Genomic DNA, 25,460 nt, shown 5'->3' with positions numbered 1-25,460 from the left:
ACTTTGTCAGCTCGACAGCGCGGTCACTTGCAGAGGAACGCGCTGATCTAAAGGCACCGAACCGAGCCGTTCGGCAGCGTCAGCCAGGACCGCAGCGATATGTGTAGCGTTCGATGCCACAGCGGCGCGGACGCCAAGGACACTGAGCGAGGCAACGATGCCTCCGCCTGCCTCGCGGACGGGGACCGCCAGTTCAGCAATGCCATGTTCGAATTCCTCCACTGCGGCAACATATCCGGTGCCGCGGTCGCGAACCATCAGCTCCCACACTTCGGTTGTGGAGTGTGCAGCCTCGGGGCCTCCAACACCAATGAAATTCACGTCTTTGAGCAGCGCCTGAACTTCTCGTTCCTTGTAATCCCATAACAGGGCACGCCCTGCCCCGGTGCACCAGACAGGTGTCACCATGCCGGGCTTCACGAAGCCGCCTGCCACGGCGTCGGTGCTGGAGGCCCGCAGCAGGATGACGCGATATCCATCAAGGACGGAAATGCGGGCTCGATGCCCCACCACAGCGCCGAGCTGCTCCAACTCGGTCGCGGCCGCCCGCACCCAGCCTGTATTAAGGGAGGCACCAAGGCTGAAAAACCGCGGCCCGACGCGGAAGGGGCCGCGGTCCTGGCGCTCCAGCAGCCCCAGATCGCATAGTTCCCGTGTCAGGCGGGAAACCCTGCTCTGCTCCATTTGCAGTTCGGCGGCCAGCTGTGAAACCCCGGAGAGTTGCCTGCCGGATTTCTCCCGGTCGGCAACCAGCCGCACTATCCGAAGTCCCTGTGCCATCGATGATGCTTCCGGGGAGGTATCCACCGTTATTGCTCCTTCCGCCAATCCAGCCTATCCCGGCGCAGGCACAATCCCGGCTGGCTGCGAAGGACTGGATAGCGGCCTCACCTGGACAAGAACAGGCGGTATTGGGGGCCGGCAGCCGAAGCTGCCGGCCCCCAATACCGCCCTATACGTACTAACGGTCAGGACACTCTCTCAAGGCTGGCCTTGCGCCCGTACCTGAGGTAGAAGAATCCATAGCAGGCAGCCACGAAGGGAATGCCGAAGTAAAGCGCGGCGACCTGCGTGGGATCAAATGCGATACCAACCAGGGAAACTACGCACAGGGTGAATGCCAGGATGGGCACGAGCGGGAACAGCGGCGCCCTGTAGGCGAGGGCGGAAACGTCGCCGCCGTTGCGGACGAAAGCGCGGCGGTGGAAGAAGTGTGAGGCGGTGATGGACATCCAGACACCCACCACGGCGAATCCTGCCACGGAGACCAGGACCAGGTAGACCGTCTCTGGGGCAACCACGCTGCTGATCAAGGAGGCGACACCGCCCACCATGCTCACCGAGAGCGCGATCAGCGGGATACCGCGGCCTGTCAGTTTCTTGAAGGCGCGGGGTGCGTGGCCTTCGTCGGCGAGGGAGTAGAGCATGCGGGCGCAGGAGAAGAGGCCGCTGTTGCCTGCTGACAGGAGGGCGGTGATGATGACGAAGTTCATGACGTCGGCAGCGAACGGAAGCCCGATGGAGGAGAAAACGGTGACGAACGGGCTCTCGTCCAGGCCTACCTCGCTGTAGGGAATGGTGGCTGCGATGACGGCGATGGCACCAACGAAGAAGATGAGCAGGCGGATCACGGTGGTTCGCATGGCCTTGGGGATACTGGTGGCGGGGTCCCTGGTTTCGCCTGCTGCAACGCCGATCAGTTCCGAACCGGAGAAAGCGTAAAAGACCGCAAGTGCGGTGACCAGGACGCCGGTGAAGCCGTTGGGAAACAGGCCGGCCTCGGTGGCGAAGTTCTCAAAGAGGAAGGGGTGTTCTCCCCCGCCCCTGAGAGGGTGGAACCCGAACAGGGCGGCGCCGCCCAGGACGATGAGCCCGATAATCGCGGCGACCTTGACGATGGCGAACCAGAACTCGGACTCGCCGAAGAACTTGGCAGAGACAGCGTTGAAGCCGAAGAGGACCGCGGCGAAGACCAGGCACCAGACCCAGACGTCGACGTCCGGGAACCAGCGCTGCATAAGCAGGCCGGAGGCGGTGAATTCGGAACCGATGGCCACGGCCCAGCAGAGCCAGTACAGCCAGGCGGTGGCGAATCCGGTGGCGGGGCCGATGGAGCGTGCGGCGTAGATGTGGAAGGCGCCGGAAACCGGGTACGCGATGGCGAGTTCACCGAGGCAGGCCATCACCAAGTACACAACGAACGCACCTACCAGGTAGGCGATCACCGCGCCGAGTGGGCCCGCCTGGGAGATGGTGTAGCCGGAGCTGAGGAACAGCCCGGAGCCGATCACGCCGCCCATGGCAATCATCACCAGGTGGCGCGGGCCCATGGAGCGTCGAAGTCCGGGCTCTGCAGCGGGCGGCGAGTCGGGCTGTTGGTCAAGAACAAGGGGAGTTGGGGGTTGCAAGAGTGCCTCCGGTGTTGAAAGGGGTGGGGCATGTATGGCGCATCGCTCCTGGTGACCGGATTGGCTCGGGAAGGACTGTGCACCGATGGTGATGAAGGTAACACCAAATGGGGCGCTTAGTCATCAAAAACATAAAATCATGTCTATGTTGCGCAGATGTTACTTTCCCGTGGGCTGTCACTTCGTCATCATTCTGGTCGCTTCGACATCGATTTCGGGCAGATGCACATGGCTGCCCTGACGCCAACAGGACACAGGATGGGAGCACTGACGTAACAGACTGAAGGAGCATGATGACCACCTACGACATTGCCCTGATCGGATTCGGCGGCGTAAACCGGACCTTGGCCGAGTTGATCGCCACCCGCGGAGAAGACCTCCGAAAACAGCTGGGCTTCGGGCTCCGGGTGGTGGCCATAACGGATCTGCGCCTCGGTTCGCTGGTGCAGGACGAAGGAATAGACCTGGCCATGGCCCTGGGGCTGGGCACAGGCAGCGAGACGTTCGCTGAGCATGGCGGATCAGCTGAGCCGGACAATGAGCGCGTGATCCGCAGCTGCACCGCTGACATCATCTGCGAAGCGACCTTCACAAACCCGGACGACGGCGAACCGGCAGTCTCCCACGTGCAGTGGGCTTTGGAGTCCGGCAAGAGTGTGTGCACCACCAACAAGGGCCCGGTAGCACTGAGGGGAACCGAACTGACCGAACTCGCCGAGCGGAACGGCGTGCACTTTGAGTTCGAGGGTGCTGTCATGAGCGGCACCCCGGTCATCCGGCTGGCGAAAAAGATGTTTGCCGGCCTGAAGCTGAACGGCTTCGAAGGCATCCTGAACGGCACCAGCAATTATGTGCTGGGCAGAATGGAAGCCGGACTGGCCTTCGACGAGGCCATCAGCGAAGCACAGCAACTCGGCTATGCAGAGGCGAACCCGGCTGCAGACATTGAGGGCTATGACGTGCAGCTTAAGGTTCTGATTCTCGCCAATGAACTCCTCGGAGCGCGCATCCAGCTGGCCGACGTGCAGCGGCAGGGCATTTCCAGCCTGACACCCGAGGATATCCGCGAGGCAGCACGCGAAGGCCTGCGCTGGAAACTGGTGGGGTCAGCAGAACGCAAGCCTGACGGAACGGTAACGGCCGCCGTCGGACCGGTTGCCCTGCCCTTGGATCACGGCCTGGCAGGTATCTCCGGCGCTACCAACGCAGTATCCTTCAGCACTGATCTCCTCGGTCCGGTAACGGTCTCCGGACCTGGAGCCGGGCGGATGGAGACAGCATACGCACTGCTCTCGGACATCATTGCCATGCATGCCAAGCAGAACCGGGTGGCCGCGCATGTATAAGACGAGCGTGGAAGCCATGGAGGAGGCATTGCCTTCGTTCCATGAGGTAGAAAGCCCCTACGACGGGACGATTGTGGGCGCAGTCCCGCTCACATCCCTGTCTGCCGTGGACGAAGTCCTCAACGTCGCCCGCGAAGGTGCCCGAAGGGCCCGGACACTGTCCCGCCATGCCCGCGGAAAGATCCTGGACACTGCTGCGGCGGACGTTGAGGAGCGGTGCGAGGAGTTCGCACGGACTATTACCTCCGAAAGCGGCAAAACCATCCGACAGGCCCGCAAGGAAGTCCGGCGGGCAGTTAATACACTTCGTCTGTCGGCAGCCGAAGCCCGCAGTAACGCCGGGGAAATGATCCCCTTTGACTCCTACGAGGGCTCAGAGGACAGGACGGGCTGGTATTCACGTGAACCGCTGGGGATCATAGCCGCGATCACCCCCTTTAATGACCCGTTGAACCTGGTGGTGCACAAGATCGGCCCGGCCATCGCCGGCGGCAACGCGGTCATTCTCAAACCTTCCGCGCTGACTCCTTTGTCAGCGCAACTGCTCGCGGACACACTTGCCAAGGCCGGCCTTCCCGAAGGCATCCTCAGTGTGGTCCACGGGGGCCGGGAGGTGACTGAAGCCATGATCAAGGCCCGTGACGTCAGGATGGTGTCCTTCACCGGGGGCTTCTCGACCGGCGAGAGCATCGCACACACCGCAGGGCTGAAAAAGCTTTCCATGGACCTGGGCGGAAATGCGCCTGTGATCGTGATGGCAGATGCTGACCTCGACTCCGCAGTGGAATCCTGCGTCTCTGGTGCCTTCTGGGCTGCAGGGCAAAACTGCGTTGGAGTGCAGCGCATCCTCATCGCCCATCCCTTGTATGCCAGGTTCCGCCACCGTTTCCTGCAGGAAACTGCCCGCCTGGTCGCCGGCGACCCACGTGAGGAGCACACCGATGTTGGTCCAATGATCAACGGCCGTGCCCTGAGCCAGCTCAAAGCAAAGCTGGATGAGGCCATTCACGGCGGTGCTGCCTGCATCGCCGGTAACACCTACGAGGGCAACGTGCTTCAGCCCACGGTTCTGGAGAACGTCCCGTCCGCCAGCAGGATCTGGCAGGAAGAAGTATTCGGTCCGGTGGTCATGCTCCAGCCCTTTGACACCTTTGACGAAGCAGTAGATGTCGCAAATGCCATCGAGTTCAGTCTTCACGCGGGGATATTCACGAACTCGCTGGACAAAGCCATGGACGCCGCGAGCCGTCTTGACGCAGGAGGAGTCATGATCAACGACTCCTCGGACTACCGTTTTGACGGTATGCCTTTTGGTGGTTCCAAGTACGGCAACATGGGCCGCGAAGGCGTCCGCTTCGCCTACGAGGAGATGACTCAGCCAAAGGTCATCTGCATCAGGCGCTAACAGGGTTTTGGAGGGACGGGACTTCCCGTCCCTCCAAAGACTGATGGACCGGCAAGCAGCCCGAACATTCCTGGGCTCCGCGGCCGGGCGGACGCCGGAGATTGACATGCCCGGGGAGCTAAAGCGCCGGCCTGGCCCCGCCAGGACTCCGCCGGACATAGCTGGACAGAGTCATCGCAGTGACCGTGTCCGTTACCCCGGGAAGCGCAGCTATCTGCTCCCAAATATCCTGAATCCGCTCCAGCGACCGCGCCTCGACGCGCACCAACAGATCAAAATCGCCGCTTACCACGTCGCAAAGAACAACCTCCGGGATGGACTGCAGTACGGCGATTACGTCTGAACCGCGGACCCGGTCCTTCCGGTAGATCATAAAAAATGCGGAGACAGCACCCTGGCCCGGCGTACCCGAAACGATGGTGTAACCCTGGATGTACCCCTGCCGTTCCATCCGATCGATCCGCTGCCGCACGGCGTTCCGTGAAAGCAGGACCTTCGAGGCCAACTCCGCATGGCTGACACGGGCGTTCTTCATCAGCTCCGAAAGAATTCTCTGATCGATCTGGTCAAGGCTTGCTCGATCCATGTTCACCCTTCAAAGCCAGAAATTCCGCCAACACCCGTGAACCAAGCACGGCTCACAGACCGAAGGGCCCAAAGACTGATGATACTTCCGCAACAGAAGAACCAGACCCCAGCGATCGCGTTCAGCTGCGTTCTGTTCGACCTGGACGGAACCCTTCTGGATTCGGCAGCAGGGGTGATAGCCAGTGCCGCCAAAGCATTGGCGGCAGTGGGCGCACCCGTGCCCTCCTCGGAAGAAATGCGCCGATATGTAGGCCCGCCGATGATCGAATCCTTCCGGGGACCAGCCGGCCTTGACGAGGAAACCGCGCAAAAGGGTGGTTGGCCGGGGACCGCTCTTATGTGGGACCACCAAGCATAGTTAGTCCGTTTCAGGCCTTCGCGCAAGAATGGCAGCCATCGTCTCAGGCGTCCAACGGACTCACAGCTCCTGGGAATTTGGCCAAATGCGTACTGATGCCTCGGGTACCAGCCAACCTTGCGCCTTACCCTCTCGGGGAGAATCTTCATTTCCTTGGTACATGCCCCAAGGATCCACGGCGCAGGGAGCGAAGACTCTTGAGCCCACAGGAGGCCCGGGCATGGTCGAAGCTTCTCCGGCTAACATGCGAGGCGCCAGGCCTGTCGCTGGACGGTGTGCCCATTGGGGATGTTCGGGGACACGGAAACAGTGAAAGACCAGTAGTCGTGTTGCGTAACAAGCACTCCGCCCCCGCGGTTGAGGCAGGCACTCGAAGCAATTGCCACTGCCGCGCCAAGGTCTTCCTGAAGCGTGAAGGCGTCATCGGCGTCTACTTCGAGTGTTGTTTCTGACTTCTGAATTAAGGTCATGATTAATACCCCTGTCGATGATTACGCTGGGCCGCTTCATCGCGTCCCATGGGCGATGGTCATGGATCAATTATAGACTTCTTGTATACGACAGGTCTACAGAACGGCTCGGGGAGATGAGAGTCAGTTCACGGCCGCTCGTCGCCCGCTTGGTCCTAAGTGGCCTCCGCATATAAGTCTGTTCGATCGAGCGGTTCAAGTGCTCGAACCGGCGGCCGCTGCCGCTGTTCTGTGATCGGAGACGATCTCCCCATCCACCATGGTGAGGAGGACAGGAGCCAACGCGAACTCGTCGGGGGCCGTGGTCAGCGGATGCAGGCCAAATACTGTCAGATCAGCCCGCGCGCCTACGACTAAGGTGCCTCCCTTTTCGCCAACGGATTCCCAGTATTGGCTGGTGTAGCCTTCCAAGGCTGCGCGTGCAGAAAGTGCCTGCCGGGGTTGTACTGGTTCGACGTCGGGTCTGCCAGCTGGTCGGCGTGTTTGGGCAGCGGCGATGATACTGCGGGGGTCGAAGGGCGCGATGGGCCAGTCTGAGCCGAGGGCAACGACCGCTCCGGCGTCCCGAAGGTCGCGGGCGCGCCATGCGTGGTTAGCGCGGTCTGCGCCGAGGCGGCGTGACCAGTTGTCGGTGTGGTCAGCGCGGCTGTACAGGGCACAGTGGGTTGGCTGAAGGCTGGTGGTGGCGCCGGCGTCAATGATCTGGGCCAGCACCTGGTCGGGGATGGATTCGATGTGCTCAATGCGGTGCACTGTCCCGTTCCGGGGAAGGGCGGCGATGGTCTGGGCAATGAAGGAGACGGCTTTGTCCCCGATGGCGTGGGTAGCGGTGGGAATCCCATTCGAGTGGAAAAACCTCATGGCCGCCGCGAGTTCGGCAGGCTGGGGCCACAACGGGTGCCGGGATTCTCCGTGCGAGTCCGGATCGAACAGCCAGGCGGTGCCGTTGTCGATCGTGCCGTCCATCATGAGTTTGATACCACGCACGTGCCAGCGTCGGCCGTGGCGGCCCTGCATGGCCAGGAGTGCATTCAGGTCCTCCTGAGTGGCTCCGGGCATGACCCACGGCGAGATCCTGAGGCGGATGGCCAGGTCTCCCCGTTCCTCCAGGGCCTCCAGGATGTCGAGGGAGTCGGCATGGCCGAAGTCCAGCATCTGCCCGGCTACGAGACCGGATTCGGCCATGGCGCGCAGCAGGCGGTCGAGTTCTTCCACCCTCTCGTCGAAGGAAAGCGGCGGGAGCTTAGCCTGCACGAGGTCCATGGCGGCCATCTCGTACAACATGCCATTCGGCGTTCCGTTGGCGGACAAACCGACGAATCCGGAACTGTCCAATTCTTCCCTGCCAGTCACTCCTGCCTGGCTGAGCCCGGCGTCGGATACCAAGGCTGCGTGCCCGTCGAAAAGTGTGATGTAGACAAGTTCCCCGTCGAGGAAGCCTTCGAAGATGCTGTTGCTGAACTCCGCCTCGCCGAAGATCACCGGATCCATGCCCCAGGCAAATATCCAGTCGCTGCCAACATGGTGGGATGTTGCTGCGGCATATTCAGCAAGTGCTGCCCGGACGGCGTGGAGTTCTGTGATCCCGTTCAGGTCCAGGCCGCGCGCGATGCTGAGGCCTAGTATCGGGTGGATGTGGGCGTCGATCAGCCCCGGGGTAACAGTGGCGTCCCCCACATCGATCACCTGGGCGGCACCTGCAATCCACTCCCCTGCTGCCGCCGTCGGCCCTATGGCCGCGATGCGGCTCCCTGACACGGCGATGAAGCCCGCTATCGTTTCGAGTTCTCCACCGTAAAGGATGCTCGATGAGAGGATGACGGTGTCGACTGGGCAGGCGGTGTTCAAAGCATTACTCCTGTGGTGTTGCGGGATTCTGGCTAACACCGGTGAATCTCAGGTGTTGTCGGTGATGGCGGCTTTCAGTCCGGCTGACAGGACGTCGGCCAGGAACGCAAAGCGGTCCGTTTGGCTGGTTGATACGGCTTGCTGGGCCGCGGACAGGTGGGGGAAATCCGTCCGCTGGGCCTCGGAGATGTTCCAGGCGGACTCCATGGTCATGGCGTCCAGGCTGGCACCAATGGCTGCGCTGTCGAGGGTTTCCAAGGTCGGGATAACGAGGTGTTCAGGCACCCCGGCATGTGTCAGGGCACCGGCAAATTTGTTGTAGAGGGACAGCGCGTCCGGGTGGGATACAGGCTGGGTGAGCAGCAGCGGCAGAAGCGCCGGCGCCAGGCTGTAGGCGCTTCTGAGTGCTTCGAAGATCTGCCGGATGAGCTCGTCCAGGTTCCCGGTAGCCGACGCCGGGACCTGGACCCGGTCGGCAAGGGATCCTCGAGCCAGTTCGATGATGTCGTCCCGGCCCGTGACGTGCTTGTAGAAGGAGGACTGCCGGACTCCGAGGCGCTCTGCCAGGCGTGGCATTGACAGGGTTGCTTCCTGTTCGAACATGGCCAGCGCTTCCCGGCCAATGGTCTTTCGTGAAAGCCTCGGGGTCCGTGGCCGTCCCATCCGGGGAGTCTCTTCGGGCGTTTGCATAGTGCAAGGCTAATCTCGGGGCCTCACACTGCATGACCGATCCGCTGGTATGCGCCAGGGTTCACCCGGCGCAGGACCATGGCCAGAATGGCACCGGCGATGATCACTGCCGGGGCGATTATCAGAAGGGCCGTATTGATGGGGTCACCGTCGGGAAGGCCGCTGATCAACTCGAAATTGTCCACCATCAGGTACGTTACGAGGCACATGATCAGGGTCGCGGCGACGGCCGAGGGAATCACGTACCACCGGGGCCGGTGCTTCTTATGGCGGGCAAAAAAGACCACGACGCCAATCCCGGTGAGGGCCTGCAAAAGCAGGATCCCGATGACGCCCGGACTGTTGGTCCAGATGAGAAACTGCGTGAAGGGGTCCAGCTGGAGCAGCGCCGCGCCGGCCACGAGGGCCAGAGAGAGCACGGTTTGTTCGATTCCTGCCACCGACGGCGTGCCGTAGCGGGGGCTGATCCGGCCAGAGCGTCTGGGGAAAATGCCCTCCCGGCTTAGGGAAAGGGTGTAGCGGTTGATGGTGTTGTGGAAGGAGAGTTGGGCGGCGAAGATGCTGGTGACGATCAGCACGCTCATCAGATTCACGCACCACTCCCCCGCGAAGTTGCCGGCTGCGATATAGGCGGTGTCGCCAGCATCCAGATGCCCTGCCGCAAATTCCTGAATGGCCGTGGGCCCGAAAGCCTGGACGATGATCCATACGGCGAAGGCGTAGAACGCGCCGATAAAGGCGATGGAGATGTAGGTGGCGCGGGGAACGCTCCGGTCGGGGTCCCGGGCCTCCTCACGGTAGAGGGCGCCGGACTCAAACCCCATAAAAGCGGAGAAGCCAAGGGCTATGACGGCGGCGAACTGGGGCGTGAAGATCGAATCGGGGCTGAACGAGTCAAAGCCGATGCCCTGCGCCCCGCCCTTGGCGAGAACGAATATGGCTACGCTCGCGACGATCGCCGTTTCCAGGGTGAGCAGGACTGCGAGGACTTTGGCTCCCACGTCGATTCCGCGCCAGCCGAGGTACCAGACGGCCCCGATCGCCACGGCCGCGTACAGCCACCACGGCAATTCGACGCCGGTCAGTGACTTGACGGCTAGATTCGCCTGGATGCCCAGAAGCCCGTACAGGCCTATCTGGATTCCGTTGTAACTCATCCAGGCTGTTAGCCCGGAGCCAAGGCCTATGACGCGGCCGAGGGATTTGGTGATGTAGCCGTAAAACCCGCTGTAGGACCGGACGTATCGGGTCATGGCCATGAATCCGACGGCGAACAGGGCAAGACCCAAGGCACCTGCAATGTATATGGAGGGGGCACCGACTCCGCCAACCGCAAGGGCCAGCGGGGCGATGCCGACGACTATGGTCAGCGGTGCTGCCGCAGAAACCAGCATGAACACAATGTCACGAGTGCCGATTGCGTTCTTCTTCAGCTCCGTCCTGGGCGCGGTGCTGGCGCGCGGCGTCGTTGCCGCAGTTTCTTTAGTGAAAGGCATTCACTTAGTATTGACCTAGATCACACCAGTCGTCAAGGGCCAGTCCACCACGAGTATTTTTATAGTGGACAGGTTGTATACGAGTGATCTACAGTCTTTTCATGGCCAACGTGAGTTGAGTCACGGACCGTCGGCAAACTCCGGCTCCACGCCTCCTCCGCAACGGTGCGAAGAAGGCATACCGACCCTGAAAACCATCGAGGATTTCCATGAGCAATGTGTCCCAACAGGCGCGAGCGGTGCGTAAGCACACCTCCCTCCCCGCAGTTGCTGCATCCAGCCTCGCCGGCACCGCCGTCGAGTGGTACGACTTCTTCCTCTACGGCACGGCTGCTGCCCTTGTCTTCAACAAACTGTTTTTCCCGAGCGCGGATCCGATGGTCGGCACCATGCTGGCCCTGGGCACCTTCGCTGCTGGCTTCGTCGCCCGTCCCCTGGGCGCCATCGTCCTTGGCCATCTGGGTGACAAGCACGGCCGCAAGTCCACTCTTGTGGCGAGCCTGCTCCTGATGGGCGTGGCCACTGCGCTGATCGCCTTTATCCCGCCCTACGCGTCCATTGGTATCGCCGCTCCCCTGATCCTCCTGTTCCTTCGTCTGGTGCAGGGTTTCGCCCTCGGGGGTGAGTGGGGCGGCGCTGTCCTGCTCGTCTCCGAGTACAGCGACGACAGCACCAAGCGTGCCTTCTGGGCTTCATGGCCTAACGTGGGCCCGCCCCTGGGCAATCTCATGGCGGCTGGCGTCCTGGCTGTTCTGTCGGCAGTCATGCCCCAGGCGGATTTTCTGGCCTGGGGATGGCGGATCGCCTTCGGCCTCTCGGCCCTGCTCGTGATCATCGGGCTGATCCTGCGCCTCTATGTCCAGGAGACGCCGCTCTTCCTGGCGTCGCAGGCCAAGGCAGATGCCGAGCACGCCAAGCAGGCGAAACTGCCCCTGGCCGAGCTGTTCCGCGGCCACTGGCGTGAGATTCTCATCGCCGCCGGCAGCCGGATGGGTGAGAACGCAGGCTTCTACATCTACTCGCTGTTCCTCATCACCTACGTCACCGAGATCCTGAAACTGGACCGCCAGACCGGCCTTACCGCCGTCATGATCGGCCAGGGCGTCGCCGTTATCGCGATCCCCATCCTGGCGATCTTCGCGGACCGCATTGGACGCAAGCCCATGATGATTGGCGCATCGATGGCCACCGTAGTGTGGGGTTTCGCGTTCTTCGCCCTCCTGGATACCCGCCAGCCGGTCATGATCGTCCTCGCTGCCGTCGGCGGCCTGCTGATCTTTGCCGCCTACAGCTCGGTCATCGGGGCATTCTTCTCCGAACTGTTCCCGACGAAGGTCCGCTACAGCGGAACGTCCGTCGCATACAACGTTGCCTCCCTGATCGCCGGTTCACTCTCCCCCATCATTGCCCTGGCCCTGTACCAGGCTTTCGGCACAGGCCAGGCGATCGCCCTCTATCTCGTGCTTATGGGTGTCATCTCGATCGTTTCGGTTTCCTTCGCCAAGGAAACCAAGGACATGAAGCTGAGCGACCTCGACGAGCAGGTGGCCCGCAAGGTGGCACAACCATGACATAGCCGCTGTTCGTGGCGGCCACGCCGCCACGAACAGCACCCATGGCATTACCGGCGAAGGCACCAGAACAGAGGACCCATGAGTATTTTGCAGAAACCCGCCCGGACCGCCCCGGAAACGGCCTACCGGTGGCTGCGCCGGGAAATCTCAGCACTGCCTTGGGACCAGGAAGCCTTCCTCACCGAGAACGCCATCGCGGAAGCTTCCGGAGTTTCCCGCACGCCCGTCCGTGACGCCCTCCTGCGCCTCGAAGCCGCCGGGCTCCTTCGCAGGGTCCCGCACAAAGGCGCGTACGTTCCAGCCCTAAGCGCGCAGGACATTGAAAGCATGATGGAAGTCCGGCAGGTCATTGAAGACTGGGCAGTCCGGAAGGTGACATCGCTTGACCGGTTGGGCGGGGAACTTGAACTGCTCCTGCAGCAGCAGCAGGACAGCCTGGCTGACCCCGTGGCGTTCATCGACTGCGACATCAGTTTCCACAAACACATCGTGCACGCCGCCAACAACCGGGCGCTGGAGGAAGTCTACGATTCACAGCGCATCAAGCAACAACGCATGGGGGTCACAGCGGTCCAGGACAGTCGAGGCCGCAGCGATCACGTCGTGGACGAACACCGGGCCATTGTCGAGGCGATCCGCAGCAAGGATCCATGGGCCGCCGCGGTGGCCGTTCGAAGCCACCTCGACTCCACCCTCACCGTCCTCAAAGCCATCCCAGCCTACGGAAACCGCGGCTAACGACCAACCGGGGCACTGCCCCCGATCATGAAGGAGCACCATGGACATCGCACTCGTCCAGCTGTCCAGTCCGGACGCTGAGAGCCAGACCCAGCGCATTGAGCGCGCGGAAAAACTCCTGCGCGAGCAGGCCGGGGCAGACCTCATCGTCCTGCCGGAGCTTTGGAGCGCAGGCTATTTCCATTTCGACCAGTACCCGGCGCTGTCGGAGACGCTCAACGGGCCGACCCTCAGCATGTGCGCCTCCGTAGCGAAGGACCTAAGCGCCTACGTTCACGCTGGCAGCATCGTCGAACGCATCGACGGTGGTGCGCTGCGCAACACGTCGGTCCTCGTTGACCCTCAAGGGCATGTTGTCCATGAGTACTCGAAGCTGCATGTCTTCGGCTACAAGTCCCTGGAGGCCGATCTACTCACGCCCGGCACCTCGCTCCCGGTCGCAGACACGCCTTTCGGGAAGATGGCCGGCACCACCTGCTATGACCTGCGCTTCCCCGGCCTGTGGTCGGAGCTCAGCCTGCGCGGGGCCGAGATCGTGGTGGTTCCCGCTGCCTGGCCGGCTGCCCGCCGTGAACACTGGAAGCTGCTGACCTCCGCCCGCGCGGTGGAGCACCAAGTCTTTGTCCTGGCCTGCAACGCCACCGGCGTCCAGGAAGGCGTCGAACTCGGCGGCACCAGCCGCATCGTGGATCCGGCCGGACGCCTCCTGGCGGAGGCCGGAACCGGCGAGGAGGTCCTCCGCGCCACCATCGACCCGAACTCTGTCCAGGAGACCCGCCGCGAGTTCCCGGTCATCGCCGACCGGCTTACCGATTACTCGGGCCTGGCCCGCTGAGCAAGAAAGCAACCTTATGAAGACCAGTACGGAAACCCTGACGTTCGCTGTCGCCGGCACCGGCGAGAAGATCGAACTGACCGACTACGACGCCGTCGTCGCCGGTTATACCGGCCGTGACGCTGCCGCGGTCCAGCACCACATCGACGAACTCGCCGCAATCGGCGTCGCACCCCCGCCCGAGGTGCCAATGTTCTATCCCGTCGAGAGCAGCACCGTCACCGTTGCCACGGAGCTGAGCGCCGCAGGCGAGGAGACCTCGGGCGAAATAGAACCGCTCTATATCCGGCATGACGGGCGCTACTACTTCGGCATCGCCTCGGATCACACAGACCGCCACATCGAAACCCGCGACATCGGTGAATCGAAGCGGGCGTGCCCCAAACCGGTGGCCGGAACTGTCATCCCCATCCCCGACATCCAGGCCCTGTCGCTCGATGACTGCCGCGCCCGCAGCTGGGTGGACGGCCGGCTCTACCAGGACGGCACCCTGGACGGGCTGCGGACACCGGCGAATGTCGTCGAACTGCTCCTGGAACGGAATCCCATCGGGGAACGGGACTTTGTTTGCCTCGGCGGAACACTGCCCGTCATCGGCGGCGACTTCATCTACGGCCGCGAATGGCGGATCGAAATCACCTTCCCGGACGGCACCACCATCGACCACACTTACACCATCACGAAAGGACACCAGTCATGAGGACCGGAGACGAATACATCAAGACGCTCAACGATGGGCGCACCGTATTGATCGACGGGGAGGCGGTCGACAATGTCGCCGAGCACCCCGCCTTCCGCAACGTGATCGGCACCATCGCCGAGCTGTTCGACATCGCGGCCGACCCCGGGAACGGCATGCAGTACCACAGCGACGAAATCAACGGCACCGCCAACCGCGTTTTCAGCATCCCCCGCACGGCAGAGGAGCTGAAACTGCGCCGCCAAGCCGTTGAGCGGTGGGCCAAGCACACCCACGGCTGGGTAGGCCGCAGCCCGGACCACGTCGGCACCTTCTTCGCTGCGTTCGGCGCACACCCGGAGGTCTTCGAGGACTCAGAGCGGGATTTCTCCGGCAACATCCGCCGCTACTACGAGCGGATCCTCGCCGAGAGCCTCTACGTTTCCTACGCGATCATCCCGCCGCAGGTTTCACGCGCCACGACGGCGTCCGGCTGGGAAGGAGACTTCCTGCAGGTAGGCGTCGTGAAGGAAACCGAGGAAGGCCTGATCGTCCGCGGCTCGCAGATGCTCGCCACGGGCGGCGCGATTGCCGATGAAGTCTTCGTTACCTGCATCAAGCCGCTGGGCCCGGATGATGTGGACTTCGCCATCAGCTTCGCCCTGCCTTCTGCCACGGAAGGACTCAAATTCCTCTGCCGCCGCCCCTTCGCCCCGGCGGCCACCAGTGAGTTCGACTACCCGCTGACCAGCCACTACGACGAACCCGACGCCCTGGTCATCTTCGAAGACGTCCTCGTGCCCTGGGACCGCGTCTTCATCAACCGGAACGTTGATACCCTGCGCCGGCAGTTCTTCGAAACCGGAGCACACGCGTTGGGCAACTGGCAGGCCCAGACCCGGTTCACCACCAAGCTGCAGTTCATAGCGGCGGTGGCGCGCAAGGTCACCCAGGTCAACGGCACCGATAAGATCCCCGGTGTCCAGGAGAAGCTCGGCGAACTCGCCGCCCTGGTTTCCTCCGTGGAGTCCGCATTGCTAGCCGCGGAGTACACCGCCGAGGCCGACTCCGCCGGCATGCTGGTCCCCGGCAAGCGTGCCCTGTACGGGGCCATGGGCCTGCAGTCCGAAACCTACCCGCGCGTCATGGCGATCCTGCGGGACCTGGTTGGCGGCGGCGTCCTGCAGATGCCCTCCAGTGTCGTGGACATGAAGAGCCCCATCACTGCCCCCGACGTGGAGCGCTACATCGCTTCCCCCGGCGTGCCGAGTGAGGAGCGCATCAAGCTCTTCCGCCTGGCATGGGACATCATCGGCTCCGAATTTGCCGGACGCCACCAGCAGTACGAGCTCTTCTACGCCGGGGCCCCTTTCGTCGTCAAGGGCGTATACACCTACCGCAACTACGGTTATGAAGCGCAGGTCGCCGAACTCGACCAGTTCCTCGCAGGCTACGGCGTGGACGGCCGCAAGGAGGACAACTAGCCATGGCAAAGCCCGAATTCGAATTCACCCCCACCTCATCGGTGGACTTCACCCCCTGCAACCCCCACATCGAGGGCCTGTCCGAGGCCATCCTCGCCCGCGACGACTCGAACGACTCGGTCACCCGGATCCTCAAGTTCGAACCTGGAACCGACACCTCCCCCAACGGTGTCCTGACCCACGATTTCTGGGAAGAGGTCTTCATCTTCGAAGGTTCCTTCGTTGACCAGCGCCTCGGGAAAACCTTCAATGCCGGAGACTGGGCAACCCGTCCACCAGGCATGGAACACGGCCCCTGGGTCTCCGAGAACGGCGCAAAGATGTTCGAAGTGCGCTACTACCAGAACGGAAAGAACTGACATGGGCACCCCAGCAGCCTTCACCGTCCCCGACGGGCTGGCCATGCGACGGACCATGGGCAGGTTCCTCACCGGCGTCGCGATTGTAACCACTGAGCACGGGGGCGAGCAGTACGGCATGACCATAAACTCGCTCACTTCCATCAGCCTGGACCCGCCGATCCTGATGATCTCACTGAACTTCAACACCCGCACCGGTGACGCCGTACTGGCCAGCGGAAAATTCGCCATCTCCATCCTGGGCGCCAAGCAGGAGGCCGTTGCCCGGCAGTTCGCCCAGCGCGGCGGAACACGCTTCGAAGCCGGCGAGTTCGACACCACCGAGGGCGGCCTGTCCGTAATCAACGGAGCGCTGTCCCAAGCAGAGTGCAGGGTGGTCCACCAGTACGACATCGGTGACCATCAGGTGTTCTTCGGCCAAGTGACTTCCTGCAGGGACCGTGACGGCGAAGGCCTGGCCTTCAACGCCGGAAAGTTCGGATCGTTCCGCGACTTCAACCACGACGCCATGCCCTGGACGTTCTAGCCCCGAACGTCCAGTCCGCTCCATGAGGCCGTCCCTGTTCCCGTTGCCGGGTGCAGGGACGGCATCAGCGTTTACCCCGCCTAGTATGAGCCTGCGCCGCCGCCCCGGTCTGCGGGTACAGGTCAGTAACCGATGATCGCCAGCCGGGTGGAGTCCAGATGCGCGTCAATGGCTTCATGCGTCGACTCGACACTGCGCTTTCGCAATGCATCCACGATCATCTGGTGCTCACGGAGGACTTGTTCGGCGCGACCGGCGCCCTGGGTGACGGCCAGGACACCGATGCGGAGCTGGCGCTGCCGGAGAGAAGAATAGAAGTCGGCAAGGATCGGGTTGCCGCCTGCGCGGACCATCAGGGTGTGGAATTCGGTGTCCAGTTCAATGAACCGGGCCGGCTCGTCCTGAGCGTCCCTCTGCTGGTCGATGAGGCGCTGGAGTGCGTCAAGTTGCCCTTCAAGTACATCGCCCAGCCCGAGGACGGCCCACTTCTCCACCACCGAACGCGCTTGGAGAATCGCACGGACCTCAGGGTCTGATATCGGCGGAACGTACGCACCTTTATGGGGGACGCGCTTGACGAATCCTTCAGCCTCAAGCCGGAGCAGCGCTTCGCGAACCGGGGTACGCGAAGTTCCCGTGGACTTTGCCAGGACGGCTTCGTTAAGGAACGACTCCTCATCGCGCGGCAGCTCCGCTATATAGGTTTTCAACCACTCATAAGCTATCTCTGGCGCTGACTGGGTGGACGGGGTTGTTCGGATCATTCAAAGCCTTCCTCGCCTAGCCAGTATACGAGCCGCATTCAGCCCGTCCATGTCCTGGCCCCGGGCAGATGTGCGCCCCAGCATCCAGAGCCCCTGAAGTAGGACACCTGAGTGTCAACCCAGACCCTGCCAATACCTGGAACACCCGTATGCCTCATCAGTGCTGCCTCCGACAGTAATGTTGAAGGGACCCGAACCGGGGCAGAACCGACGGCAGGAGCCACGATGGGCCGCAGGACACTCGTTGACGACCTCGTCGACGGACTGCTCGATGAGATCCTCGAGGGCAGGCTGCAGCCACACGCTGCCATCCCCCCTGAATCGGACATCGCCAAGGCCTATGACGTCAGCAGGCTCACGGTGCGCGAGGCCCTCAAGGCGCTGCGGGCGCAAAATATCCTCTACGTCAGGTCCGGCCGGGGGACGTTCGTCAACCCCACGGACAACTGGACCGGGCTGGACGCCATCTTCAAGGCTGCATCGCACGGAAACGGTGCAGACCAGGTGTCGGTGGGGCTCATCGAAGTACGGCGCATGGTGGAAACCGGCGCGGCCGCCCTCGCCGCCAAGCGGTATACGCCAGAGCATGCCGAGGTGATGCGTGGCTGCATCGCTGACATGAAACGCTTCCACGAGGCAGGGGACCTGGAGAAATTTGTCCTGGCCGACATAGCGTTCCATGACGCCGTCCTCAAAGCCTCAGGCAACCCCTTTGTCCGGGCCCTGTTCGCCCAGCTTGGACAGCTGCTTTACGTGACCCGGCGGGAAACGTCTGCCGTCCCCGAGATTCAAGTGCACGCCATCGAGTACCACCAGAAGGTGCTGGACAGTATCCTCACCGGCGACGTCGAACTCGCGCGGCGGACCATGGATGAACACATGGACCAGACGTACCGGGACTACGAACAGTACGTGCACCACCCCCACGCCTGACCGCCTGCGGCCGGCCCCGACCTTCAGCGGAAGGCGCCCCGACTTCCCGGCGCAATATTTTCTTGACGTTACCCAGATCACTCTCTTAGACTCTCCTTCATGTTCTTCCGTCAGATGTCAGACATCAGACTCTAAGCACGTCGACGGATTTCCCCTCACCCCCTTGGATCGGCCGCCCACCCCGGGCATTGCCTCCACCAAACAGAAGGTCGATGATGACTTCACTTTCGATGCCCTCCGCAGGGCTCGGCGAGCTCGGCGAACGGACGCTTCGCAAGGTCCGCCGCCGTGTGATGCCCCTGATTGTCCTGCTCTACTTCGTTGCCTACCTGGACCGGAACAATGTGGGCTTCGCCAAACTCACCATGAGCGAAGATATTGGCCTCAGCGCGGCAGCCTTCGGCCTCGGGGCCGGAATCTTCTTCCTCGGCTACGCCCTGCTCGAAGTGCCCAGCAACGCCGGAATGTACCGCTTCGGCGCCCGGAAATGGCTGGCCCGGATCCTCATCACCTGGGGAATCTTTGCCTCCGCCATGTGCCTGGTGAACGGTGAGACCACCTATTACGTCATCCGCTTCCTGCTCGGTGCCGCCGAAGCCGGATTCTTCCCCGCCATCCTCTTCTACCTGACGCTGTGGTTCCCGGCGGCGCAGCGCGTCACCGTCCTGGGAATCTTTATTCTGGCCCAGCCCATCTCCAACGCCCTGGGCGCACCGGTGTCCGGCATGCTCCTCCAGATGGACGGCCTCCTGGGCCTGCAGGGCTGGCAGTGGCTCTACATCATCGAAGGCATCCCCGCCATCCTTCTCGGCCTGCTCACCCCGATCCTGATGACGGACCGCCCGCGCGATGCCAAGTGGCTCAACCCGGACGAACGCGAATGGCTCGCCACCACCATGGATGCCGAACTGGCCGCCAAGTCAAAGGCAGGAAGCCACAACTTCCTGGCGGGGCTGAAGGACAAGCGCACCCTGGTGTACTCCGCCCTGTACTTCGGCCTGGTCTGCGGCATCTACGGGCTGGGCCTGTGGATGCCCACCATCGTCGCAGCACTGGGAAAGTTCTCCACCACAGAGGTGGGCTTCATCGTTATGGTGCCGTACGCCATCGCCGCCGTCTTCGTCTACTTCTGGAGCAAGCGGGCCGACCGGACTGGCAAACGTGCCTGGCACACGGCCGTGAGCATGCTGCTGGCCGGCCTCGGACTCCTCGCCGCCGGGTACCTGCTGCCGGTGAATCCGGTCCTGGCCCTCATCGCCCTGACCGCCTCGGCCATGGGCATCTATGGCGCCATCGCCCCGTTCCTCTCCATGCCTTCGGCCGCGCTCACCGGTGCAGCGGCAGCATCCGGCCTCGCCCTGGTCAACTCGCTGGGCAACCTCGGCGGTTTTGTGGCCCCGTACGCCGTCGGGCTGCTCAAGGACGCCACCGGGAACAACCAAAGCGGCCTCCTCTTCCTGTCCTTCTGCCTCTGCGTCACGGCCGTGGCCACCTACCTTTATGCACGGAAGCGCCCTGAGGGCGACGCCGCACTGGACCCGGCAGTAGCCGCCGCGGCCGCAGTGAAGACCACCAAAGTTTCCTGACCCACCACCACGAAAGAACGCACCATGACAACCACAGCATTTCCCGCCGAACGCACCGTTGTACTGACCGGGGCAGCCTCCGCCCGCGGTATTGGCCGCGCCGCGGCAGACCGGATGGCCAGCGAAGGCTGGTCCGTGGCCATCCTGGACATCAACGCCGAGGACGCCAAGGCCGCAGCAGCAGAGATCGGCTCCAACCGTGCCGTCAAGGCAATCGGAGTGGGAGCGGATGTCTCCGACGCCGCATCCGTGGACCGCGCGATCAGCGAAATCGAGGATTCGCTCCCGCCCATCGTCGCCCTCGCGAACCTCGCCGGCATCAGCTCCCCGACCCCTTTCATGGAGACCACCGTGGAGGAATGGGACAAAGTCTTCGCGATCAACATGCGGGGCACGTTCATCGTCTCCCAGCGCGTGCTCAAGGGCATGATCGAGCGCAAGCTCGGACGCATCGTGAGCATCTCATCGATTTCCGCCCAGCGCGGCGGCGGCACCTACTCCAAAGTGGCATACAGCGCCTCCAAGGCCGGAATCATCGGCTTCACCCGCGCCCTCGCCCGCGAAGTGGGAGAGTTCGGCGTGACCGTCAACGCCATCGCACCGGGCCCCATTGACACCGACATCATGGGCGGCACGCTTACCGACGAACGCAAAGCCCAGATGTCCGAGGGCATCATGATGGGACGCGTGGGGACCCGCGAGGAAGTCGCCGCCCTGATCGCCTTCCTGCTTGGCCAGGACTCCGGCTACATCACGGCCGCCACGTATGACATCAACGGAGGCCTGCAGGTCTCCTGATCCCCAAGCGGAAGTGCGGGACATCCGGAGCTGCAACGATGCCGCCAAGTGCGGAACTTACAGCCGCTGCTCCCCCACCGTCAGCTGCAGCCTGACAGCCCCACGCGAAGGTCCGACGGCGGCACCCACCCCGGTGCCGTCGTCGAACGTTCCAAGGTAGCGGCGTGAGGTAAGAACCCAGCGCCGCAACCACCCGCGGAGGCGGCCCGCGCTCATGACGCCCGGACCGCCTCAGCAGCTTCATCGGCCGAACGCACCGGCGTCTCCAGCCCAAGATTCTCGCGGAGGGTCTTCCCGGCGTACTCCGTGGGGTAGACGCCGCGTTCCTGCAGCTCCGGGACCAGGTGGTTCACGATGTCGTCCAGGCCCGTAGGAATGAGCCACGGTGAGATGTTGAATCCGTCCACCGCACCCACCCGGGCGTATTCCGCCAACTGGTCCGCAACGGCTGCATACGAGCCCGTGAACGTGGCATCGATGCGGGCTGTCTTCGAGGAAACGAACTGGCGGATGGAGAGCCCCTTGTCCTTGGCCTCGGCCCGCCACTGGTCCGCCAGTTGCCGCGCCTTCGCACCATGGAAGCCGCTGCCGCGCGTCTCGGAGGTCTCCTCCACCACGGGGTCGATCTCCGGCAGCGGCCCGTCCGGATCGTAGTCGGACAGCTCGCGCCCCCAGAACTGCTCCAGGTACGCGACGGCCTGCTGCGGCCCGATCTGCAGGCTCCGAACCCACTCCTTCTTCGCCAAAGCCTCCTCACCCGTGGGCGCGAGGATGAATTCACTGGCCGGCATGATCTGCACGGCGTTGGCGCCCCGGCCCGCAGCCAGCGAGCGCTCCACCAGGTCCTTGCGGAACTCCACGGCGTCGTCGAACTTGGGGTGGGCCGAGAAGATGACGTCCGCCTGGCGGGCGGCAAAGTTGCGGCCCTCCGGGGAATCGCCGGCCTGGAAGAGCACCGGCCGGTACTGCGCGCTGCGCGGCAGGCGCGGCGTCACGTCCACCGTGTAGTGCTGCCCCTCATGGAGCACCCGGCGTGCGGGCCCGTCCGCGGTTTCCCAGGAATCCCAGATCCGCTTGGCCGTCTCCACAAACGCCTCGGCGTGCTTGTAGCGGTCGGCGTGGTCCAGGTATCCCCCGCGCCTAAAGTTCGCGCCGGTCCAGGCGTTGTCCGTGGTCACGATGTTCCATGCCGCCCGGCCGCCGGAAATCAGGTCAAGGGACGCGAGCCGGTGCGCCAGGTCGGCGGGATCGTTGTACGTGGTGTTCTGGGTGGCCACCAGCCCGATGTTTTTGGTCACCGAAGCCAAGGCGGCGAGCATGGTCTGCGCATCCGGCCGGCCCGCCACATCCAGCGCGTGCGGGCGGCCCAGGTGTTCGCGCAGCCGGAGCCCCTCGCCCAGGAAGAAGGCGGCGAACAACCCGCGCTCGGCGGTCTGCGCGATGCGGCGGAACGACTCAAAATCCGTCTGTGAGCCGGATTCGGGCGCCTTCCAGATGGTCCCGGAGTTCACGCCCTGGAAAAAAATGCCGAACTGGATCCTGCCCGACGGCGTGAAGACCCCGGATTTAGCACGGTTGTGCTGCGTCATGGTTATTCCCCTTATTTTCCGGCGCCAGCGGCGGCGGATGCGTAGCGGCTGGTCGGGCGCGTCAGGCCCAGCAGGTCACGGAAGATGCCGTCCTGCACAGGCGGCCGAAGGGCGCCCCGGCGCCGAAGCTCCGGCAGCACCAGCCGGGAAAGTTCGTCCAGTTCCAGAGCGAGCGACGCCGGATGGAGACGGACGCCGTCGGCCTCCCTCAGCAGCTCCGCAAGGAAGTCCACGAGGCCTGCAGCGCTGCCGGCATACCGGGCGTGGCCGCCTCCAAACCCGACCGCACGCTCAGCCGCGGCCTGTCCGCGCGAGTCCAGGACGACGTCGAGCTCGGCGATGACTGCCACGGACTCCCCCAGGCGTTCCCGGACATCGCGCACCTCGGCGGCGAGCAGCTCAGGCGTCGGCGCGGTGGCGAGCACAGCGTCAACCGCATCGGCCGGAACCTGCCCCGGGCCCACCAGCGAGGCCCCGGCAATCACCGGCAGCTGTCCCTGCAGCGGCCTCGGGATGATGGACGGGCCCTTGACCGAGTACGCGGGCCCGGCAAAGTCCGCCGGAGTTTCAAAGTCCGCATAGTGCAGTTTGTCAACGTCGATGTACCGGCCCGTAACGACGTCGCGGATCACGGCGTCGTCCTCCCACGAGTCCCACAGCCGGCGGGACACCTCGATCGATGCCGCGGCTTCCTGCCCCAGCGCGGCCCCGGCAGCAAAAGAGCGTCCGACGGCGGCAGCAGCCTCAGGTGATTCCGCTGCGGTGACGATCCACCCGGCGCGCCCGCCCGACACGTAGTCGAGGCTGGCCAGCTGGGTGGAGACGTGGAACGGTTCGGTGTAGACGGTATCCACTTCCGGGACCAGGGCGATGCTGCGGGTCACGGGCCCGGCGAAGGCCGCCCGCTGCAGCGCGTTGGCCCGGCCCGGAACCGGCGCATCGGTGAAGGTGGCTGCGTGGAACCCGGCCGATTCGGCTGCAAGGACGGCTTCGCTAAGGCTCGCGAAGTCCCCGCCGTCCCACCCGGCGCCATCGAGTTCGATAGCAAGAAACCCCGGCTTGATCGATGAAGTGCTCACTGCTGGTCCTGACGTTCGTAGGGAATCTTTTCGCCGGCTTCAACGGACAGCGGCAGTCGGTTTTCCGCGGGCGGCAGCGGGCACGTGGCCAGGTCTGTGTAGGCGCACGGCAGGTTGACCGCGCGGTTGAAGTCGAGCACCACGGACCCGTCCGCTGCAGGCACCACGGACAGCGAACGGTTGGCCGCATAGGTAGTCTTGCCGGACGTCTGGTCCGTGAACAGCACCGACAGCGAGCCCGGCGCGTGGCCGTTGAATGCGGTCAGCGCCAGCTCCTGGCCGGCCAGCTTGAAGCGGATCTCTCCCGGCGCCTCGTAGACATGCTGGATGCCTTCGACCGCGGCACCCACCGTGGTGGAACGCGGCGCCTCGAACGGCACGTAGGTTCCACGGACCGCGTAGGCAGCATCGGGCGAGTAGGCCGGCGTGCCCTGGTACTCCCGCAGCAGCCCGTGCTCCGGGTTCCGCGGCCGCACAATGTACTCGCCGCCGCGCTTGGCCACTTCGACGACCGTGTCGCCGGCGACCAGGTTGATCCCGCCGCGCTCCTCAATGGGGCCAAATTCGAGCGCTGCCCCGTCGGCGGTGTTCAGCTCCTTGCCGTCCCGCTGCAGGCTTTCGCCCGGTTCGAGGACTACGCGGACGACGTCGGCCTCCACACTCCAGGTGCCGGGGGCACCTTCCAGCCGGGCGGCCTCACTGCCCAGCCAGTGCAGGTGGGTCACCGCCAGGAAGCCGTGCGGATGGGCGCGCTGGCGTTCGTGGGCAGCATGCCATTCCTGCCAGTCGGCGTCGAAGGATTCGAGGGCGGTCTCAGTATGTAGTGCGTTCATGATGCCTTTCCTGACGGAGCCGCGGTGGCCGTGGCCTGGGCGGCCGCGAAGCTTTCCTCGGTGATGGTCTTGGGCTCCGGCAGCGCCTCCTCGGACAGGCCCCAGCGCTCCAGCACCTTGGCATAGGAACCGTCCTTGATCGCGGAGTTGAGGGCCTCGGTGATGACCGGTGCCAGGCCGTTGCCGCGCAGGGTGGTGGCGGCCACCAGGGTTTCGGACGGCCAGCCGGCGTTGACCTTGCCCACGACCTTCAGGTCGTCACGGGTGTTCTCCCGGTAGACCGTGGACGGGTAGGGCGCGATGTTCAGGTCTGTGCGGCCGGAGGACAGCGCCAGGATGGTGTCGGCGTCGGAGGAGTAGTACTGCAGGGTGGCCGGTGCCTTGCCCTTGCTTTCCAGCTCCTTGTTCCAGGCCAGCAGGATCTTCTCCTGGTTAGTCCCCGACCCCACAGACACCTTCAGCCCGGAGATGTCGTCGGCACCCTTGATGTCATAGGTAGAGGACTTTTTCGCTTCAAAACCCATAAACGCCGCCCGATAGCTGGCGAAGTCGAACAGCTTCACCCGGTCCTTGTTCACGCCCACGTTGGAGAACACCGCCTCGAAGTCGCCCGACTGGGTCTTCAGCGGCCAGTTCTCCCAGGATGTCACCTGGACATCCAGCTCCAGGCCCAGCTTGTCCGCCACCAGCTGCGCGATGTCCAGCTCTGAGCCGATCGGCGTCTTGTCATCGGTGGCGTGGAAGGACAGCGGGATGGAGCCCGCGGTGGTGGCTACGGTCAGCTTGCCGTCCTTGCCGATCAGTTCGGGGACCTTGGCGGCGAGCGCCGCATCCTTCTCCGCACGGAGGCGCTGCTGGTCCGGCGAGGTGTTGTAAACCACGCCGTTGCGTGCCGCCGTCGTCTGCGCTCCTCCGCTGGCGGAACCGGCAGCTGTTGCGCCGGGATCAGCGCAGGCCGCGAGCGCAGCAGCGGACAGAAGGACGACGGCGGGCAGCGCCAGCGAGCGCACGCGGAGGGGGCGGCGGGAAGGGCCGGTGGGAAATGCCATGGGTGGAATCCTTTAGATGTTGAAA

At 63.7% G+C, this 25,460-nt stretch carries 26 protein-coding genes; 13 read left to right on the top strand and 13 right to left on the bottom strand.

Annotated elements, in window-relative coordinates; all coding sequences use genetic code 11:
• Positions 1–6: 6 nt before the first annotated feature.
• Positions 7–807 (bottom strand): IclR family transcriptional regulator, encoded by an 801-nt coding sequence (locus FNL14_RS05570; protein WP_142058340.1) that lies wholly within the window; start codon positions 805–807, stop codon positions 7–9.
• 161 nt (positions 808–968) lie between these two features.
• A complete protein-coding gene (locus FNL14_RS05565; RefSeq protein ID WP_142058338.1) occupies positions 969–2,408 on the bottom strand; it encodes an amino acid permease in 1,440 nt (479 codons plus the stop codon).
• Between the two features lie 293 nt (positions 2,409–2,701).
• On the opposite strand from FNL14_RS05565, the gene FNL14_RS05560 reads away from it, so the two are divergent.
• Positions 2,702–3,754, top strand: coding sequence for a homoserine dehydrogenase (locus FNL14_RS05560; RefSeq protein ID WP_142058358.1), 1,053 nt, complete (start codon positions 2,702–2,704; stop codon positions 3,752–3,754).
• Positions 3,747–5,159, top strand: coding sequence for an aldehyde dehydrogenase family protein (locus FNL14_RS05555; RefSeq protein ID WP_142058337.1), 1,413 nt, complete (start codon positions 3,747–3,749; stop codon positions 5,157–5,159). Before FNL14_RS05560 ends, FNL14_RS05555 begins: the two co-directional genes overlap by 8 nt.
• Before the next feature lie 118 nt (positions 5,160–5,277).
• Here FNL14_RS05555 and FNL14_RS05550 read toward each other — a convergent pair whose 3' ends face one another.
• Entirely contained in the window at positions 5,278–5,745 is a 468-nt protein-coding gene (locus FNL14_RS05550) for an Lrp/AsnC family transcriptional regulator (RefSeq protein ID WP_142058335.1), read from the bottom strand.
• Here FNL14_RS05550 and FNL14_RS23785 point away from each other — a divergent pair.
• Complete coding sequence (locus FNL14_RS23785) at positions 5,671–6,105, top strand: HAD hydrolase-like protein (RefSeq protein WP_370455797.1); 435 nt, start codon at positions 5,671–5,673, stop codon at positions 6,103–6,105. The genes FNL14_RS05550 and FNL14_RS23785 overlap by 75 nt on opposite strands.
• Positions 6,106–6,344: 239 nt before the next feature.
• On the opposite strand, the gene FNL14_RS05540 is transcribed toward FNL14_RS23785, so the two are convergent.
• The 4 genes from FNL14_RS05540 to FNL14_RS05525 all read right to left on the bottom strand — a co-directional run bounded on the left by FNL14_RS05540 (position 6,345) and on the right by FNL14_RS05525 (position 10,609).
• A complete protein-coding gene (locus FNL14_RS05540; RefSeq protein ID WP_142058331.1) occupies positions 6,345–6,575 on the bottom strand; it encodes a hypothetical protein in 231 nt (76 codons plus the stop codon).
• A gap of 195 nt (positions 6,576–6,770) precedes the next feature.
• The gene (locus FNL14_RS05535; RefSeq protein ID WP_142058329.1) at positions 6,771–8,423 is read right to left on the bottom strand and encodes an amidohydrolase; all 1,653 of its coding nucleotides are present in this window, start codon (positions 8,421–8,423) and stop codon (positions 6,771–6,773) included.
• A 48-nt stretch (positions 8,424–8,471) separates the two neighbouring features.
• Positions 8,472–9,113 carry a TetR/AcrR family transcriptional regulator gene (locus FNL14_RS05530; RefSeq protein WP_142058327.1) on the bottom strand — a complete coding sequence of 214 codons (642 nt, stop codon included), beginning with the start codon at positions 9,111–9,113 and terminating at the stop codon, positions 8,472–8,474.
• A 23-nt stretch (positions 9,114–9,136) separates the two neighbouring features.
• A complete protein-coding gene (locus FNL14_RS05525) occupies positions 9,137–10,609 on the bottom strand; it encodes an APC family permease (protein WP_142058325.1) in 1,473 nt (490 codons plus the stop codon).
• A 209-nt stretch (positions 10,610–10,818) separates the two neighbouring features.
• On the opposite strand from FNL14_RS05525, the gene FNL14_RS05520 reads away from it, so the two are divergent.
• The 7 genes from FNL14_RS05520 (at position 10,819) to FNL14_RS05490 (ending at position 16,804) form a co-directional block, all read left to right on the top strand.
• The gene (locus tag FNL14_RS05520) at positions 10,819–12,180 is read left to right on the top strand and encodes an MFS transporter (protein WP_142058323.1); all 1,362 of its coding nucleotides are present in this window, start codon (positions 10,819–10,821) and stop codon (positions 12,178–12,180) included.
• Positions 12,181–12,261: 81 nt separating this feature from the next.
• Complete coding sequence (locus tag FNL14_RS05515; protein ID WP_142058321.1) at positions 12,262–12,921, top strand: GntR family transcriptional regulator; 660 nt, start codon at positions 12,262–12,264, stop codon at positions 12,919–12,921.
• Between the two features lie 40 nt (positions 12,922–12,961).
• Positions 12,962–13,756 carry a carbon-nitrogen family hydrolase gene (locus tag FNL14_RS05510; RefSeq protein ID WP_142058319.1) on the top strand — a complete coding sequence of 265 codons (795 nt, stop codon included), beginning with the start codon at positions 12,962–12,964 and terminating at the stop codon, positions 13,754–13,756.
• 16 nt (positions 13,757–13,772) lie between these two features.
• A complete protein-coding gene (locus FNL14_RS05505) occupies positions 13,773–14,456 on the top strand; it encodes a DUF2848 family protein (RefSeq protein WP_142058317.1) in 684 nt (227 codons plus the stop codon).
• A complete protein-coding gene (locus tag FNL14_RS05500; RefSeq protein ID WP_142058315.1) occupies positions 14,453–15,919 on the top strand; it encodes a 4-hydroxyphenylacetate 3-hydroxylase family protein in 1,467 nt (488 codons plus the stop codon). The genes FNL14_RS05505 and FNL14_RS05500 overlap by 4 nt, the downstream gene beginning before the upstream one ends.
• Positions 15,920–15,921: 2 nt before the next feature.
• A complete protein-coding gene (locus tag FNL14_RS05495; protein WP_142058313.1) occupies positions 15,922–16,278 on the top strand; it encodes a cupin domain-containing protein in 357 nt (118 codons plus the stop codon).
• 1 nt (position 16,279) lies between these two features.
• On the top strand, positions 16,280–16,804 hold the full coding sequence (locus FNL14_RS05490) for a flavin reductase family protein (protein WP_220126151.1): 525 nt from the start codon (positions 16,280–16,282) through the stop codon (positions 16,802–16,804).
• Between the two features lie 122 nt (positions 16,805–16,926).
• Here the strand turns inward: FNL14_RS05490 and FNL14_RS05485 are convergent, their stop codons facing one another.
• Positions 16,927–17,568, bottom strand: a complete 642-nt coding sequence (locus FNL14_RS05485) for a GntR family transcriptional regulator (protein WP_142058311.1) — start codon at positions 17,566–17,568, stop codon at positions 16,927–16,929.
• A gap of 225 nt (positions 17,569–17,793) precedes the next feature.
• Here FNL14_RS05485 and FNL14_RS05480 point away from each other — a divergent pair, with 225 nt between their 5' ends.
• The 3 genes from FNL14_RS05480 to FNL14_RS05470 all read left to right on the top strand — a co-directional run bounded on the left by FNL14_RS05480 (position 17,794) and on the right by FNL14_RS05470 (position 20,885).
• Entirely contained in the window at positions 17,794–18,501 is a 708-nt protein-coding gene (locus FNL14_RS05480) for a FadR/GntR family transcriptional regulator (protein WP_142058309.1), read from the top strand.
• Between the two features lie 212 nt (positions 18,502–18,713).
• Positions 18,714–20,087 (top strand): MFS transporter, encoded by a 1,374-nt coding sequence (locus tag FNL14_RS05475; RefSeq protein ID WP_370455796.1) that lies wholly within the window; start codon positions 18,714–18,716, stop codon positions 20,085–20,087.
• A gap of 24 nt (positions 20,088–20,111) precedes the next feature.
• Positions 20,112–20,885 (top strand): SDR family NAD(P)-dependent oxidoreductase, encoded by a 774-nt coding sequence (locus FNL14_RS05470; RefSeq protein ID WP_142058307.1) that lies wholly within the window; start codon positions 20,112–20,114, stop codon positions 20,883–20,885.
• A gap of 57 nt (positions 20,886–20,942) precedes the next feature.
• Here the strand turns inward: FNL14_RS05470 and FNL14_RS23230 are convergent, their stop codons facing one another.
• The 5 genes from FNL14_RS23230 to FNL14_RS05450 are packed head-to-tail and all read right to left on the bottom strand — an operon-like array spanning position 20,943 to position 25,435.
• The gene (locus FNL14_RS23230; RefSeq protein ID WP_181762547.1) at positions 20,943–21,101 is read right to left on the bottom strand and encodes a hypothetical protein; all 159 of its coding nucleotides are present in this window, start codon (positions 21,099–21,101) and stop codon (positions 20,943–20,945) included.
• Positions 21,098–22,474 (bottom strand): NtaA/DmoA family FMN-dependent monooxygenase, encoded by a 1,377-nt coding sequence (locus FNL14_RS05465; protein WP_142058305.1) that lies wholly within the window; start codon positions 22,472–22,474, stop codon positions 21,098–21,100. The genes FNL14_RS23230 and FNL14_RS05465 overlap by 4 nt, the downstream gene beginning before the upstream one ends.
• A gap of 11 nt (positions 22,475–22,485) precedes the next feature.
• Positions 22,486–23,553 (bottom strand): LLM class flavin-dependent oxidoreductase, encoded by a 1,068-nt coding sequence (locus tag FNL14_RS05460; protein ID WP_142058303.1) that lies wholly within the window; start codon positions 23,551–23,553, stop codon positions 22,486–22,488.
• Positions 23,550–24,386 carry a DUF1684 domain-containing protein gene (locus FNL14_RS05455; RefSeq protein ID WP_142058301.1) on the bottom strand — a complete coding sequence of 279 codons (837 nt, stop codon included), beginning with the start codon at positions 24,384–24,386 and terminating at the stop codon, positions 23,550–23,552. The genes FNL14_RS05460 and FNL14_RS05455 overlap by 4 nt, the downstream gene beginning before the upstream one ends.
• Positions 24,383–25,435, bottom strand: coding sequence for an ABC transporter substrate-binding protein (locus FNL14_RS05450; protein ID WP_142058298.1), 1,053 nt, complete (start codon positions 25,433–25,435; stop codon positions 24,383–24,385). Before FNL14_RS05450 ends, FNL14_RS05455 begins: the two co-directional genes overlap by 4 nt.
• Between the last annotated feature and the right edge of the window lie 25 nt (positions 25,436–25,460).

The sequence above is a fragment of the Pseudarthrobacter sp. B4EP4b genome (assembly GCF_006680095.1).
Classification (GTDB): Bacteria; Actinomycetota; Actinomycetes; order Actinomycetales; family Micrococcaceae; genus Arthrobacter.
Note: the sequence above shows the minus strand (reverse complement) of the source record. Positions and strands in the feature narration are given on the sequence as shown.

Bases quoted from the DNA above. Each gene is read 5' to 3' on its own strand.
- FNL14_RS05560 (WP_142058358.1), top strand. From the start codon at position 2,702: ATGACCACCTACGACATTGCCCTGATCGGATTCGGCGGCGTAAACCGG.
- FNL14_RS05555 (WP_142058337.1), top strand. From the start codon at position 3,747: ATGTATAAGACGAGCGTGGAAGCCATGGAGGAGGCATTGCCTTCGTTC.
- FNL14_RS23785 (WP_370455797.1), top strand. From the start codon at position 5,671: ATGGCTGACACGGGCGTTCTTCATCAGCTCCGAAAGAATTCTCTGATC.
- FNL14_RS05550 (WP_142058335.1), bottom strand. From the start codon at position 5,745: ATGGATCGAGCAAGCCTTGACCAGATCGATCAGAGAATTCTTTCGGAG.
- FNL14_RS05540 (WP_142058331.1), bottom strand. From the start codon at position 6,575: ATGACCTTAATTCAGAAGTCAGAAACAACACTCGAAGTAGACGCCGAT.
- FNL14_RS05530 (WP_142058327.1), bottom strand. From the start codon at position 9,113: ATGCAAACGCCCGAAGAGACTCCCCGGATGGGACGGCCACGGACCCCG.
- FNL14_RS05525 (WP_142058325.1), bottom strand. From the start codon at position 10,609: ATGCCTTTCACTAAAGAAACTGCGGCAACGACGCCGCGCGCCAGCACC.
- FNL14_RS05520 (WP_142058323.1), top strand. From the start codon at position 10,819: ATGAGCAATGTGTCCCAACAGGCGCGAGCGGTGCGTAAGCACACCTCC.
- FNL14_RS05515 (WP_142058321.1), top strand. From the start codon at position 12,262: ATGAGTATTTTGCAGAAACCCGCCCGGACCGCCCCGGAAACGGCCTAC.
- FNL14_RS05510 (WP_142058319.1), top strand. From the start codon at position 12,962: ATGGACATCGCACTCGTCCAGCTGTCCAGTCCGGACGCTGAGAGCCAG.
- FNL14_RS05505 (WP_142058317.1), top strand. From the start codon at position 13,773: ATGAAGACCAGTACGGAAACCCTGACGTTCGCTGTCGCCGGCACCGGC.
- FNL14_RS05500 (WP_142058315.1), top strand. From the start codon at position 14,453: ATGAGGACCGGAGACGAATACATCAAGACGCTCAACGATGGGCGCACC.
- FNL14_RS05495 (WP_142058313.1), top strand. From the start codon at position 15,922: ATGGCAAAGCCCGAATTCGAATTCACCCCCACCTCATCGGTGGACTTC.
- FNL14_RS05490 (WP_220126151.1), top strand. From the start codon at position 16,280: ATGGGCACCCCAGCAGCCTTCACCGTCCCCGACGGGCTGGCCATGCGA.
- FNL14_RS05485 (WP_142058311.1), bottom strand. From the start codon at position 17,568: ATGATCCGAACAACCCCGTCCACCCAGTCAGCGCCAGAGATAGCTTAT.
- FNL14_RS05480 (WP_142058309.1), top strand. From the start codon at position 17,794: ATGGGCCGCAGGACACTCGTTGACGACCTCGTCGACGGACTGCTCGAT.
- FNL14_RS05475 (WP_370455796.1), top strand. From the start codon at position 18,714: ATGATGACTTCACTTTCGATGCCCTCCGCAGGGCTCGGCGAGCTCGGC.
- FNL14_RS05470 (WP_142058307.1), top strand. From the start codon at position 20,112: ATGACAACCACAGCATTTCCCGCCGAACGCACCGTTGTACTGACCGGG.
- FNL14_RS23230 (WP_181762547.1), bottom strand. From the start codon at position 21,101: ATGAGCGCGGGCCGCCTCCGCGGGTGGTTGCGGCGCTGGGTTCTTACC.
- FNL14_RS05465 (WP_142058305.1), bottom strand. From the start codon at position 22,474: ATGACGCAGCACAACCGTGCTAAATCCGGGGTCTTCACGCCGTCGGGC.
- FNL14_RS05455 (WP_142058301.1), bottom strand. From the start codon at position 24,386: ATGAACGCACTACATACTGAGACCGCCCTCGAATCCTTCGACGCCGAC.
- FNL14_RS05450 (WP_142058298.1), bottom strand. From the start codon at position 25,435: ATGGCATTTCCCACCGGCCCTTCCCGCCGCCCCCTCCGCGTGCGCTCG.